The sequence below is a fragment of the Alkalihalobacillus pseudalcaliphilus genome (assembly GCF_028610675.1).
Lineage (GTDB): Bacteria > Bacillota > Bacilli > Bacillales > Bacillaceae_D > Alkalihalobacillus > Alkalihalobacillus pseudalcaliphilus.
Window position 1 is genome coordinate 671,120 of record NZ_JAQQWS010000001.1, and the last position, 15,101, is coordinate 686,220.

The 15,101-nt window shown below is 35.7% G+C and carries 13 protein-coding genes; all 13 read right to left on the reverse strand.

Annotated features, from left to right (window positions below):
* Positions 1-49: 49 nt before the first annotated feature.
* The gene (locus PQ479_RS03235; RefSeq protein WP_047989043.1) at positions 50-1,972 is read right to left on the reverse strand and encodes an ATP-dependent DNA helicase; all 1,923 of its coding nucleotides are present in this window, start codon (positions 1,970-1,972) and stop codon (positions 50-52) included.
* Between the two features lie 187 nt (positions 1,973-2,159).
* On the reverse strand, positions 2,160-3,350 hold the full coding sequence (locus tag PQ479_RS03240) for a Ger(x)C family spore germination protein (protein WP_047989042.1): 1,191 nt from the start codon (positions 3,348-3,350) through the stop codon (positions 2,160-2,162).
* A 14-nt stretch (positions 3,351-3,364) separates the two neighbouring features.
* Positions 3,365-4,852 (reverse strand): spore germination protein, encoded by a 1,488-nt coding sequence (locus PQ479_RS03245; protein WP_047989041.1) that lies wholly within the window; start codon positions 4,850-4,852, stop codon positions 3,365-3,367.
* On the reverse strand, positions 4,821-5,936 hold the full coding sequence (locus PQ479_RS03250) for an endospore germination permease (protein ID WP_047989040.1): 1,116 nt from the start codon (positions 5,934-5,936) through the stop codon (positions 4,821-4,823). Before PQ479_RS03250 ends, PQ479_RS03245 begins: the two co-directional genes overlap by 32 nt.
* 162 nt (positions 5,937-6,098) lie before the next feature.
* Positions 6,099-7,097 carry an oxidoreductase gene (locus PQ479_RS03255; protein ID WP_047989039.1) on the reverse strand — a complete coding sequence of 333 codons (999 nt, stop codon included), beginning with the start codon at positions 7,095-7,097 and terminating at the stop codon, positions 6,099-6,101.
* A gap of 357 nt (positions 7,098-7,454) precedes the next feature.
* Positions 7,455-7,943 carry a DinB family protein gene (locus PQ479_RS03260; protein ID WP_053070411.1) on the reverse strand — a complete coding sequence of 163 codons (489 nt, stop codon included), beginning with the start codon at positions 7,941-7,943 and terminating at the stop codon, positions 7,455-7,457.
* Between the two features lie 185 nt (positions 7,944-8,128).
* A complete protein-coding gene (locus tag PQ479_RS03265; RefSeq protein WP_047989038.1) occupies positions 8,129-8,506 on the reverse strand; it encodes a hypothetical protein in 378 nt (125 codons plus the stop codon).
* Positions 8,507-8,611: 105 nt separating this feature from the next.
* Entirely contained in the window at positions 8,612-9,808 is a 1,197-nt protein-coding gene (locus tag PQ479_RS03270) for a Ger(x)C family spore germination protein (RefSeq protein ID WP_047989037.1), read from the reverse strand.
* Positions 9,805-11,415 carry a spore germination protein gene (locus tag PQ479_RS03275; protein WP_047989036.1) on the reverse strand — a complete coding sequence of 537 codons (1,611 nt, stop codon included), beginning with the start codon at positions 11,413-11,415 and terminating at the stop codon, positions 9,805-9,807. Before PQ479_RS03275 ends, PQ479_RS03270 begins: the two co-directional genes overlap by 4 nt.
* Before the next feature lie 9 nt (positions 11,416-11,424).
* Positions 11,425-12,555, reverse strand: coding sequence for a GerAB/ArcD/ProY family transporter (locus PQ479_RS03280; protein ID WP_047989035.1), 1,131 nt, complete (start codon positions 12,553-12,555; stop codon positions 11,425-11,427).
* A 221-nt stretch (positions 12,556-12,776) separates the two neighbouring features.
* Entirely contained in the window at positions 12,777-13,307 is a 531-nt protein-coding gene (locus tag PQ479_RS03285) for a spore maturation protein (protein WP_047989034.1), read from the reverse strand.
* Positions 13,304-13,900 carry a nucleoside recognition domain-containing protein gene (locus tag PQ479_RS03290; RefSeq protein WP_047989033.1) on the reverse strand — a complete coding sequence of 199 codons (597 nt, stop codon included), beginning with the start codon at positions 13,898-13,900 and terminating at the stop codon, positions 13,304-13,306. Before PQ479_RS03290 ends, PQ479_RS03285 begins: the two co-directional genes overlap by 4 nt.
* Positions 13,893-15,041, reverse strand: coding sequence for a D-alanyl-D-alanine carboxypeptidase family protein (locus PQ479_RS03295; RefSeq protein ID WP_420535535.1), 1,149 nt, complete (start codon positions 15,039-15,041; stop codon positions 13,893-13,895). The genes PQ479_RS03290 and PQ479_RS03295 overlap by 8 nt, the downstream gene beginning before the upstream one ends.
* Positions 15,042-15,101 lie beyond the last annotated feature (60 nt).

The following is a 15,101-nucleotide window of genomic DNA, read 5'->3' on the forward strand; positions in this document are numbered from 1 at the left end:
CATATTAACCAAGAAAAATTGATTTTGTCCTCGATTATTTGCTTCTTTTTTAAGATAAAATCATTTCGACTGGCAATACACCTTTTAACTCAGACAATAACTCTAACTCTTCTTGACTACACCAGATCAGAACATTCCCTGAATCTGACTCTGTCCGAATTAATCTTCCGACACCTTGTCTTAATCGTAAAAGCATATAAGGTAAATCGACCTCTTGAAAAGGAAGCTTGCTTTGAGCTCTTTTAGCATCAAACACTGGATCTTTGGGTGGAAATGGTAACGAAGCAATAAGAACTTGAGAAAGAGATTGTCCGGGAATATCAAGGCCCTCCCAAAGATGGTGTGAACATAAAACCGTCGAATTCTCTTGTTGAAATTGTTGCACTAATACACTTATCTCCTGGTCACCTTCATATAAAATCTCAAAAGGAAACTCTTTATCCTTCATCGTTGATTTAAATGATTCCATTTCTAACTTATTCGCAAATAAAACAAGCGAACTGCCTTCTTTTTGACGGAGAGCTTCTTCAATCTGTTCCCATTTCCTCTGTTTTTCTTGCTCCATTCGAAGATGAATCGACATTTTGGATTCATAATCAAAAGGAGAATTGACCGAAAATGAGTCGTATGAAGAGATACCAAGATTATGAGCAATAAAAGAGAAATCTTTGTTTTGTGAGAGTGTTGCTGACGAGAAAATAATCGGTTGATTCTTAGAAAATAGTTCTTCTTTTAAGATAGACTCTACTAACCTTGGCATGATAACAAAGGTCGTCTCTCCTTCATTTTGCTCTAACCAATAAATTCCTTCATTTTCTTTCATAAAAGTCGTCAATCCATATGATAAGAACTCTACATATTCCTCTATCATCTTGATATGATATTCATCTATGGTAAATAACTCAGAGTCAAAGACAAGCTGATCAAGTAGTTGTTCTACTGCTTCGTTTAAGCGGGAAACTAATGACATCATCTTCTGAGATCGATGGATATATGCTCTTTGGGAAGCTTCTAATTCTATTGCTTCTTCAACCATCATATCAAACCACTCATCATGAAGTTCAATAATGGTTTCGATCAACATTAACGATTCCTCCCGAACATTTTGTTGCATATATCCGGTTAATACATGCGTAAGTGTTTGTGAATGAAAACGGTAAGTTAGCCCTTTTTGAGCGGCATACTCTAATAAATGGCCTTCGTCAAAGATTAGACTACTAGCCTCCGGTAATAAAGGTAATTGTCCTTGTCTCTTTCGTGATTCCTTTGTCCAAATGTGCTCCATGTAAAAGTCTTGAGAACATATAATTAAATCTGTTGCATGACGGTAGTAGTCTCGAGTTAATGTTTGTCCACAGCGATGGCGTAAGTCACAGGTTGAACATTGTTGCAAAGGATCCCACGTAATTTTTTCCCATTCGTCATTAGTTAAAGAGCTATATTCTTTTCGGTCACCGTAATGAGAAAAATTTTGCAAGGAACCACTTGTCTGGAATACAAAGGACGGTATTTGCTCATAAACTTCATCATACTTTTCATTCGAGCCTTTTGTTACTTCTGTTTCAAGCTTTTTTACACATACATATTGGTCACGTGATTTTGCTAACCTTGCATCTATTGTTAAACCAAGTGCTTTTTCAATCTTTTCAATGTCACCATTTTTTTTAACGAGTTGTTCAATAAGCGTTTCATCGGCACACGCTATGATTGCTGGTTTTCCCGTATACCTGGCATAACAAAGTGCATATAGGAGGTAAACAATCGTTTTTCCAGTTCCTACTCCAGCTTCTGCAAAAATGGTTGATTTATTTTTGTAGGCTTGCTCTAACTGAAATGCCATAAAAATTTGTTCATCGCGTAATTCAAATCCTTTTTCAGGCAAAATATCATAGAAAACATCACCGATATAGTCGCCTAGTTTATCGAAGAATTTTTCGTTTTTTTCTATAGTGAATGGTAATTGTTTGTTCATGTATAACTCCTTTATTTGTTCTAAATTGACATAACTAATTTATTATACATGAACTTTTTTGACGATGGTAGGATTGTATTTTATGGAGGAGGTCATATATAAGGTCATTTATCGTAAGAAGGATGACCAGCTAACTTCAAGGCATGAACTATCACACTTAAGTACACTTTCATCTAAAACTTAATCCTTAATTTTCAAAACGGTTCTTTTCTTTACTCGCTTCTTCAGCACTTTGATCATATTTTAATAAACCAGAGTGAATAATTGTTACTTGTACTTTTATATCCCCTAATGAATCTTCTTCCAATTTGAATTCATTTTTGGTTAATTCTTTCCATAATTGAAAATGATGGACATACGTATAATATTCAAGCCCATAAATATCAATTTCTTTCTCATTAGCCTTTTTATACGTTTCCCTTACTTGATTTTTTATTATGTCCTCAGACATATCTTCTAGCTCCGTTTGGGTCGAATCCGACATTAATTCATTTAAGTCTGCTTTTATTTTAATATCCATATTATATCTAGGTTTTCCGTTTTGATTGACCAATTCAATTTCTACATCACTTGGACCAAATACTAATACACCTAATTTCTCATTGTCCTTTTCTAAAAATAATGGGTAACGTTCGTTATCCTTTGTCGCCCAATGAATACCGTTAAAATCTTTTAAACTTAAAAACCCTTTATATTCACTGTCTTTGAGGAAATACATCCCATCGTATTCCATCTTATCGATTGATTTTTTATTTTGATTCCATTGAGTATGGTTAATGCTGAGAGAAGGAATACTTACATCTTTCCCAGGTTCTTTTAATTCGATTAATACATCTTTTAAGCGTTTTGCTTGCAAATATGTACGTTGTTCCAATATCTCGTTTGGTTTATGTAGTAAAGTTAATAAGGTGGATAAGTTAAAAAAGGCAGGGGTTGCAAATAAGTCATCAATTGGTTCGGATGTCGCAAAAACCCATTGTGAAAGTCGTGATTCTGGATAACGAATATATCCATCAATCACTTCATCGATACCATTCTCTAATAGTCTTTGTGAAAACACGATTGATGTAACGTGACTCCACATAGTTTTCATTTGAGCTGTTTTATAAAGGTCTGTTAATGCCATATTAACCGTTTTCCCTTCACCACGCCCTATAAAGACGATTGGTTCTGAGCCAGGAGGTTGTTCGTTTCTTGCAACGAATGTAAAATCTAACATCTGAGCAAATGAGATAAATATATCTCTTTCTTGATCATAATCTAATCCGACAGCTACTACATAATTGACGTCTTGTATATCATATAAATCCCAACAACCAGTCAACATGCATACGGTCAACAACACTATGATCACCTTCACGATAATTTTTTTACACATATTGACCATCCTTATTATTTCTTTAACATTTTTGGGAGAGCGACGTGTGAGCTTTTCGGTCGATCTAATATAGCGGCTATCCATTCTTTAAAGGATACCGGAGCGATCGGTTCCAAATATCCCACACCAAAAGAAGTGAGGCCAGCTGCATACACAACAATAAAAAATAAACTTAAGAAAAAGCCATACATACCTAGTAAAGAAGCACCACTTAAAACAAATAACCGAAAAATTGTAACAGAACCTAATAGAGATTGATTAATTAATGTAAATTGAGCAACAGCGGCAACAGCCATAACAACTAGTAAGGTCGGAGATGTTAACCCAGCCCGAATTGCAGCATCTCCAACAATAAGTCCTCCAATTACTGCAATGGTTTGTCCTACTGATTTAGGCAGCCTAACACCTGCTTCCCTAAAAATCTCAAACATCCAAATCATTAAGAAGGCTTCCATTGGACCTGAGAATGGGATACCGAATCTAGAATTTGTAATCGTTGCTAGTAAATATAAAGGTATTTGTTCGACATTATAGGAAGCTAATGCGATATAAAATCCAGGTAAAAATATGGCTACTATAAAAGCAAAAAGGCGTAGTAACCTTTCTAAAGCAACAAAATAAAAAGGATGATAGAAGTCCTCAGGTGATTTAATTTGTTCAGTGAGATTAGAAGGTGCAATTAATGCCATAGGAGATCCATCAATAATAATCCCAAATCTTCCCCTTCTTAAGCTTTGTGCTAAAAAATCAGCCCTCCCACAATAATTCACCAAAGGAAATAAAGACAAACGATTATTACCCAAATATTCTTCTAGCTGCTGACTACTTTCCAAATAATCAATTTTACATGAGTTAAGTCTTTCAATAACAATTTCTATCAATTCAGTGCTAATCGTTTTCTCCAAATAAACCAAAGCAATGGTCGTTTGACTTTTTTCACCTAATAAAAATTCGCGGTTCTTAAGTAACGGTGTTTTAAGTCTTTTTCTTAATAGTGAAATATTCGTATCCAGTTCCTCGGTAAACCCATCCCTCGGCCCTTTTATCGAGATTTCTGTAGCCGATTCTTCCGTTTCACGCTTCGCGATATCAGACATCTTTCTATATAATAGTGATTTTTCACTTTCATGTTCTATGAAAATGACTAAATCACCTGATAATAAACGTTCAAATAAGCCACGGTCTGTTTCAATGCTATGAAAAGCTAATTTATGTAAAAAAACAAAACTCACATCCGCGTCATGATTATTCATCTCTGCTGCTTGCGGTAAAACATATTCATTTAATTGCTTTAAATCGACCATGACATCTGAATAAATAAAGGTCACTACAAGATCGTCTCGATAATTCACCGTTACAAATTCAAAGTCCTCAGCATTTTTAAATTCATTTTTTAGCTTTGCCAAGTCCCAATCTGATAATGAATGTTGGTCAAATAACTGTTCATTAATGGCTTGGTCATTTTCTTCACTAGATGCTCTCATTCTTGTTAGTCTTTTCATAATGACTACCTCCTTTCCTTTTCCTAATAGCTAAGAGAACAAATATTAAGATAGAAAACATATAAAATGAAAATACGCTCTGCATATAGACTTCGTAAAACCAAATTGAATCAGTTATAAAAGTAATAGGAGAGATCGTCACAAATAAATAGATAACCGCAACGATTACATAGACATAGATTATCTGTTTAAGTTTAAATAGATATTTGGCAATTTCACCAAGCAAATAAAATTCAAAAGCTAGACGTATAAATGCTCCAGATAACCATTGATAAATAGATAAAAAATCGACATTTGATATATAATCACCGATTTGAACGAGTAGCCATTGTTCAAATGCCGGAAATCTCATTAAAGAAGAGAAGGGGCCAAATGCAGCAATGGAACCCATTAAAGGACCTAAAGTTAAGCCTATTAATAAAAAACTTAACCATATTAAATGACTTGTTTTAAGTTTTTTATTTAAATGGTGATGAATAAACAAAACTGATATTAATTCCAGTGTAGATGCTACAATATATAAGATTGTTATGGCAATATCATTAAAAGACTGCGTGAATAGCGGAAATAATAACTGGTAATCTTTATACTGAAAATTGGCAGTCATCACAAAATATCCAGCAAGAAGGACAAAAGGGAGTAATATCGTTGCGACGATTCCAATTGTCCTTAAACCTTTAATCACTAAAAACAAGACTAAGAAAAGTAAGGCTAAAGTTGTCACAAGAAGGGGAGTTTGTCTTAAATATGTAACCTGTGTCCAATCAATCACTCCTTTTAATGTTAAAAGTGCGTTAATAAAAAAGTGGAAAAAAAATAAAAGAGCTACGACTACCGCTAAAAAATGGTTACTTTTTTGTTCTACCCATACAAGAAATGGAGTATGACCTAGACGTTTCATAACGAACCCAATTAGGCAAACAAAAATTACAATAATCGGAAAAGCGATTGATACAGCAATCCAAGAATCTTTCCCTGAATTTTGTAAGAGAATAGGAATCATTTGGACATGATTGACAAGCCCTATAGATAATAGCAAGATAAAAAATACTTGTTTAATCGTCATTTCACTTTTGCTAATCATAAGATTCCTCCTCACTGTACATATCCTTTATGATTAACTTCCCCCAATAGAAGGTCATATTATGCATCTAATCTTTCTTTGAAACAAAGAAGCATAAAAAAAGCCTGACCTTTCGTTTTTCAACAAAGGGTCGAGCTTTTATAGGAGAATAATAGTAGGAGATTATTTTACTTTTATAACGGTTCGTCCTTTATGCGTCCCTGCTGTTATCTTCGTTAAAACGTGTTCTACTTCAGATAAAGGCACAACAGATTTAAGCTCTTTTATTTGCTCAGGATCATGCAATTTGTCCGCAATGAAGCTCCATATCGCTAACCTTGTTTCGCTCGGACAATGAACAGAATCGATCCCTACTAGATTAACACCACGTAATATAAATGGCATCACTGTCGTTGGGATAGAGACTCCTCCCGTTAAACCACTTACGGCAACAGTCCCATTATACGCTAGCTGAGCCAATACATTCGCCAAAGTTTGGCCACCTACTGGATCAACGGCAGCTTGCCAGTGACTTTTTTGCAAAGGACGTGTATTGGCTTCTGACAACGTTTGACGTTCAATGACTGATTGAGCCCCTAGTTTGCGCAAATAAGAAGTTTCACTCTCTTTTCCTGTGCTAGCCGTAACATCAAAACCAAGTCTTGATAACATATAAACGGCTAAACTACCAACACCACCCGTTGCCCCTGTTACTAGCACAGGACCTTTGTTTGGATCGACCCCTTCATCAAGTAAGCGTTTTATCGATAAAGCGGCTGTAAATCCAGCTGTGCCGTATATCATCGCCTCCTCTAATGTAAGATTAGCTGGTAACGGTACAACCCAATTGCTAGGAACACGAGCATATTCAGCATAACCACCAAAATGACCAGTTCCTAAGTCATAGCTAGTGACAATCACCGGTTCGCCTGCTTGAAATTGCTGATTTTGTGAGGATACAATTTCTCCAGCTAAGTCGATACCAGGAATCATCGGATATTTAGTAACTACTTTATTGTTGGTTAATAATGTCATACCATCCTTATAATTAACACTCGAATAATGGACCTTGATTAAGACTTCCCCAGGTGGTAAATCTTCTAATGTGATTGTTCGAATTCCTCTTTTTATTTCCTTCGTTTCTTCATTCTGCTCAATCCAAAACGCTTTAAAAGTTGTCATTCGAAAATCTCCTCTCGATTTGTATAAAGTTAGTGCGAACATGAAGCATTGCTCAGCGCTACCGAAAATTATGCTCCGCGTCCTGTGGGCTGGTGCTGAACTAACTGCACAGCCAGTGGATTACAGCCCGCCACAACGTCCCGCGTGAGTCTCCGCATATTTTGTCCGCTTGGTTACTACTAATTCTCAAGTTCTCAAAACAATTTAACACCATTTATTTAAAATGAAAATGAACAAAAACTAATTGAATTGAGTGTCAACAGTCAAAGAGCCAAACTCAACATTCCTCTTTGTTAGTGGTGGAGCTGATTTTGCTCAACCATCGGCGTTTTGTATGCTCATAACTAGTATTACTGCTTATTTGTACGCTTCTAAATCTTCTTTTGTTGGTCCAAATAAACCAGGTACTTTTAGTCCTGCTTGTCTCATTAATACGGTCATTTGCCCACGGTGATGTGTTTGATGTAATAAAACCAATTGGAGGAGACGACCAACTGTCATCGCTTCTCCATACATATCGATTTCTTTAGCTAAGTTCTGATCCGTCCAATTAGAATCGACAAAGTGATTAACATCCTTGGTTACTTGTTGATATGTAGCTAAAATCTGTTCGGCATCATTGGGATTATCGGCTTGTTGTTTTACTGAAGAAAATGAAATGCCAGCCAATTGACCAAGGCTTGAGATAGAAACTACTAAGTGCCAACTTAACCAACCTAAAGAATTATGGTCTTCGACAATCGATTGAGATAGTGTTTCGTTTGTTAAATTGCGTAAAACCATTGTTGTTCTTTCTGTTTCTGTTGCCCATTCTGCTAAAAATGCTTGCTTACTTTGAAATGCCATGTAAATTCCTCCTTTTGATTTTCAATTATAAGTATACCCAAATAGTAAAGGTGCTTACAAAGTAATTGCTTACGTTTCTGCGCTTTTCTATATCACAAGGTCCTCATTTTACTCGGGCTCTCCCTACAACACCGGCCATAAAAAAACTTACCATCCCCTTGGGTTTGGTAAGTTTTTTTAGATAACTATTGAACAAGCTTCATTAGTTCGTTTTGTTTTTCTTCTGTTAGCTGAATCATGTTTTTCTTAATGGTTTTAACTAATAGAGGTTTATTTTTATAATAAGGATCTTTTCCTGCTGTGTAATAATATTTAATGACTTCTTCTTCTTTAATAAAATTCTTTCCTAGCTTTAATAATTTCGTGATAGGCATTTTATCAAATTGGTTAAGTTCCTCGTTATTCTCTTCTTGAAAAGCTGGCTTTGATTCTGGTATTCTTTCTTGTTTCATGACCACCTCAACACGATGGGGGTTTTGAATGACTCTCTTTGCTACTTTATTACGGATTCTCTTTTTCTTCGATCGAACCTTTACATCTGCCTGTGTGATTACTTTGCTCATAAAACTACTCCTTACTTGTATTCCATTATTTCTGTCTAGTCCTTTACAATCGTCTAGTCTATCAATAAACGGCTTTTTTGACCATGTTAAAAATTGGAATTCCATTCACTGCTTAAATTGGTAAGGGGCTGTTGTCGTACCAAACCTTTTGATTTTCACCTCAATATCCAATTCTACTTCAAAATCTTGTAATCGTTCTTGCCAAATTTCTTCATTTTCTGCCCAGTAGTCTGGATGCTCCTTTTTTAATAAATCACCTAAACCAACAAAATCAGATTGATACTTTTTAATCGCCTCAAATGTTTCTACGAGGATATCGTATAATTCTTCCTCAGCCATGAGTTGATATTTCTTTAAGTCGTTTTTCAAAATTGGGTTATATCGGCAAGATGTTTCAGCCAATTCTGCTTTTACATATACTTTTGTTTGAAAAACAGGCTTTCCGTTTTGAATCGTACTCCCGACTCTTAGATTCCCACCTGTTATTTCCATAGTGAAATTATGCTTATCCCCTTCTTGACAATTGATCGGTCCTAATACCGAAAATTGTTCCGCTTTTAAATAATTTAAGCCAATACTTTCACGTTCATTTAACCACCCAATTAATTGATCATCTTTAAAAACACCTAATGTTGTTAACTGTAAATCTTCATATTGATTCACTTGTTTAACATTTGATTCAGATTCGCCTTCTGATTGATTACTACTGCTATATAAGGTAACCCCTGTTAATACAGGTTCTAACCCTTTTGTTGCCAATGAGTTAATCAGTTCATTCATTTTTATCCCTCTTGTTGGAGACCACACGTCTTCAGATAACAGTAAAGATGTATACATTTTATTTGCAGGTATTTTTTCTAATGGAGTTAAAATACTAATAATCTCCTCTGCCCGGTAGTCCTTAGCGATTAATAGAAAAAAATCAGGACGTATCTCATTATATCTCGTAAAAAAGTCTAAAATTTCGGAAATCCCATTTTCGGCCAATTGTTCATTAACAATGACGGTTCTCGTATGAGCAATATAAATTTCTCTAGATACGAGCGTACTCATTTTTTTAACAGCTTCCAAAACCGAGTCCGCTTTCATGGAGTATACGAAAACGGGAATTTGATTAGAACTTCCATTCTGAGCAATCTCTGAAGGATTTAATATTTGCATCGAAACCACATATTCCTCATCTATATAATCAATGCCAATGGCTGTGACGATGCCTATTTCATTTAATTCGACATTGCTCCAACAAGCCGTTAACATACACATCATTAAAATATAAATGGCACTCTTTTTGATCAAGGTCATGATGATGCCCCCTTTGATGGCGGAGCCGGTTTCTCCGTATTTGCACGTTTTGTATTTTTCTTAGAAATGAATAAAGAACGATCTCTGAGTGCCCATAAAGGAAATCGCAATAACGTATTTTTTTGATTTTTTAATATAAAAGGAGCAAAAGGTGTCATATAAGGAACACCAAAAGAACGTAAACTTGTTAAGTGTAAAACAAGCCCGATTAAGCCTAGGATAATTCCATATAACCCCAAAATCCCACCCAAAATTATGAACAGAAACCGTAATAATCGGACAGAAATGGCTAAGTTAAAAGAAGGCGAAACAAAATTACTAATCGCTGTTAATGAAACAACAATAACCATCGCTGATGAAACAATACCAGCCTCTACCGCTGTTTGTCCAAGCACTAGACCGCCTACAATTGAAATAGCTGAACCAACAGCACGCGGTAGACGAATTCCTGCTTCACGTAGAATCTCAAAAGCAATTTCCATCATAAAAACTTCAATAATCGCTGGAAAAGGAATACCTTCCCTTTGTGCGGCAAGGCTTATTAATAGGGCCGTCGGCAACATTTCTTGATGGTAGGTGGTTACGGCAATATATAATGAAGGGACAAGTAAGGCGAGAAAAAAAGCTAGGTAACGTAAAATTCTTAGTGCTGTACTAATATCCACTCTTTGGTAGTAATCTTCATTCGTTTCAAAGAAATTCGCAAACACAGCAGGTAATATAAGCACAAAAGGTGAGCCATCCACTATCACAACAATTTTTCCATCTAGTATCGCCGTTGTGGCCGCATCTGGCCTTTCTGTGTTCATGATCGTTGGAAAAGGTGTGAATGTAGCATCTTGAATGTACTCTTCTAATTGACCACCCTCTAGCAACCCATCAATATCTACTTTCTTCATTCTACTTTTTAACTCATCAACCATTTTTTTATCAGCAACAGTTTCTAAATATACGATGGCTACTTCTGTTTTTGTTTTTCGACCAATTATCATTTTATCCATCCACAAATCAGGCACTTTAATTCTTCTTCGTATCAGTGACTTATTGACACTAATCGTTTCAGTGAATCCATCTTTTGGTCCTCTGACTAACGTTTGTGATGTAGGCTCCTCAACCCCTCTACCTTCTTTTAATTCCGCACCAATAACTAAACAATGCGGCACACCATCAATGAATAAGATGATGTCACCATTAAAGAGATAATCAAAAACGTCATCAAGTGTGGTTAATTGTTGATGAGCATCAATTGGCAATGCGTAATGCTTCAAATACTGAAACAATTTAAAAGCAGTCGTATTCTCTTTATTTAGATATTCTTTCACTTCTTTCATTAATACATTCTGAATTAATTGTTCAATGAAAGGTTGCTCGGTTAGCTCCGCTATATAACCAATTGAAATCAAATATTGCTGCCCTTCCATAAATGTTAGTGTGCGAAATATGAGGTCTTGGCTGTTTCCCGTTTTCTCTTTTAGATAATTGACATTACGTATTAATTTTGAATGAATCTCCTGACCTTCTCTATTCATAGATTTTTGCTGTTTACTTTTTAAAGGAGTCATTGGATACCGACGATGCTTTTTTAAAATCGATGTTAACTTAGGCATAACTCCTCCTTATGTTTGTATGACATTTGAATGAGTTTTTGATTTTTCTTTTCTTTTTCTCATTTTTTCTTTTATATAATGAATGCAGATGAGCAAAAGTGGAATTCCGATCATATTAATTGGTAAAGCATACTGAATCCAATAAGTAGTACGGTAAAATAACTCATCTATCACATAGTTGTTAGGTATAAGTGAAAGACATAAGACAGCGATAACAAAAGATGTCGTGATAATAAATCTATTAGTTGCTTTTGTTACATCTTGAGCGACATGACTAAAACAATATGTATATAAGCTCATTTTAAAAAAAATGCTCATAATCCAGATGACAATAGCCAAAGCATCCAATCTTTGAAGGATGTTAAAAATCGAGATATTCCGAACCATCGTAAAGTAAGGGAATATTTGATGAACAGCAAAAGGAACACCCAGCACAGCAACAACAAAAAGTGTAACGAATGTTAAGCATAAAGATGTACCGATAATTGCTGCCATAAAAGCTCCTTGACTCATCTTGGCATCTTTAATAAAAGCTGTAAGAGCAATAATAATAACCGTTTCCCCTAATAAAGAGACAGGTGTTAAAGCACCCATTAATACAGGCTGCCACTCTAGTGTCGCAATAATGGGTTTTATATGGTCTAATTCAACATTATGAATATTAAAGACTAACGTGGCTAGAATACTCAAGATAACAAAAGGACCAAAAATCGTTGCACTTCTTGAAAGTACTTCGATGCCTAAATGTGCACCATATAAAATCAATAGGCTTAAACATCCCACTATTACAATTAATGGTGTTTTATATAATATAAATTCATAAATTAATTCACTTGAGATCCTTAATATAATGGCTGTAACACTTAACCACATTAATAAGTAATTAATGATAACTAGCTTAGATAGCCATTTACCAAGCAACTGTTCACACATCGCAACAAACGACTTTCCTTCATACTTCTTGGCTAATACGGTCGCTTGATAGGTAATAAATGTCGCAGCAGCTCCTGCTAATAACATCGATATCCATGCATAATGTCCCGCATAATGGATAGCTGGTTGGACGGTAATTAACACGGTCATACCAATTGACATAAGCGTTAGCATCCAAAATAATTCATAGCTCGATATTTTATACACGACCTTCACCCCTACCACTTATTACTAATGGGTATTGTATCCATGTAAGTCATTACTATTCATGAACCTACTTTTACACAAACTTCATAAGCTTGAACCTAACGAATAATAAGACTATGAGGTTACTTCTAAATAAATAATAAAACGAGCCCGATGAATTCATCGAACTCGTTTTATGTTTGAATAACGAGATTAGCTCTCTTTGAAACTATGAATCTACTTTAAGCAAAAACGAGAGTGACGACAACAATGGCTGCAACTAAACCAACAATATCAGCCAGTAAACCTACCTTTAGTGCATCGCCCATTTTCTTAATGCCCACCGCACCAAAATAAACAGTTAATATATATAAAGTCGTATCTGTACTTCCTTGCATAGTTGCTGCGAGGCGACCAATAAAAGAATCAGGACCATGTGTCGCAATTAAGTCAGTCGTCATGCCTAATGCCCCTGTGCCTGATATCGGCCGAATCATTGCGAGTGGTACAACTTCAGCAGGAACACCGACAAATGAAAGTAAGGGTCTTAATAAGTCAACAATAAAGTCCATAGCTCCAGAAGCTCGAAATACGGATATGGCTACAAGCATGCCAACTAAGAAAGGAATAATAGAGATCGCAAGACCAAATCCATCCTTCGCTCCCTGTACAAAAGTTTCATAGGTTGGTACTTTCTTATACGTACCATATATCAAGATAAACGCAATTAATGCAGGGATAATCCATGTTGATACTTCCGTAATAAACGTCATACCACACGCCCCTTCCTCCTCCGTCTATGATAAAAGTAACGGTCAATTAAAATGGCACCGATCATTGATATAAGAGAAGCGATTAAAGTCGTTCCTACTATCTCTGTAGGGTTCACTGAACCGTAGGTCATACGTATGGAAATAACGGTTGTTGGAATTAAAGATAAACCAGCCGTATTAATTGCTAACAATGTAATCATGGAACGACTTGCATAATCTTGTCCACCATTCAGTACCTTTAGTTCTTCCATCGCTTTAATACCCATTGGCGTCGCGGCATTTCCTAAACCAAACATATTAGCTGTCATATTTGATAAGATATAACCCATTGCTGGATGATCGGAAGGTACTTCAGGGAATAATCTTCTAAAGATTGGTCTTAATAATTTCGAGAAACTACGTAGTAAACCTGAATTCTCCGCAATCTTCATTAACCCTAACCAAAAAACTAATATACTTATTAAGCCAATACATATGGTCACAGCCTCTTTGGCTCCAGTAAATACAGCCTCATTTACGTCTGACATTGTTCCATTAAAGGCTGCATAAATTAAGCCAACCAACAATAACGATACCCAAATGATATTAATCATAACGATCGACTCCTATTGTATGAATAAAAATATGAAACCACCTTGACCAAAAACCTTTTTTCTTTTCCTCAAAAGGACCGTCATAATAAAGGGCCATCTTCTCTATCAGTTGTTCATCTAGATAAAATTCAACTTTACCTACGGGTTTATTTTTTTGAAATGAATGCTCTACCCTTTTTTCTGGTATTTTTAAAAAGGTAAATTTTTTATGAAGCTGTCCTTTTTCAGATTCAGTCAACGGGTAGGTAAGTTCGTTTTTGCTGATCACATGGTCACGATAAAATTCATCGCCCACATCCTCGACCTTTCCTTTAGGTAAGATTGCCTCTAATTCATATTGGTCATACGCCCATTCAAATAAATTCATATGATCATGCCAATCACTCGGTGCATTAATCGTTACGACAATTAAATCCATATCCTCTTTGGATGCTGTCGACACAAGCGTTCTTTTCGCTCTTTTGGTGTAACCTGTCTTTCCACCTGTTGAGTGGGGATAGAGCTCTGTTAATAAACGATTCTTATTCTTGAATACACGTATTTCCTCATCTAGGTTTAAACTTTTATAGGACTTCGTGCTTGATACGGTCCTGAACTTCTCATTATTCATCGCATATTGAGTTAATAAAGCCATATCATAAGCACTTGAGTAATGGTCCTCATGATCATCCAAGCCATGCGGATTTTTAAAACTTGTATGTTCCATACCAATTTCTTCTGCTTTTTGGTTCATAAGCATAACAAATCCATCTAAGCTTCCACCCACATGTTCAGCTATCGCTACAGCAGCATCATTTCCACTCCTAAGCATTAATCCATAAACAAGGTCATGCAATTTAATTTTTTCATTGGCACGTAAATAAATCGATGAGCCCTCTGCTCGAATCGCTCGATCAGAAACAACGACCGTTTCATCTAACATACCTGATTCAATGGCAAGAATCGCTGTCATAATTTTTGTGATACTAGCGATTCTTAACGGTTCATGCTCTGCCTTCGCGTATAAAATGCGTCCTGAAGATTGCTCCATCAAAATAGCAGCCTGGGCCGATACGGAGAAATTCCGGTCATTCACTGCTTTCACTGTCGTTACGTTTGGTAAAAGAATACACATTGCCATAACAATCATTAACCACTTCATTCGTTTCATACGATCACCTACATTCCAAATTCATCTTATCTAAGCACTTTGATTCTTATA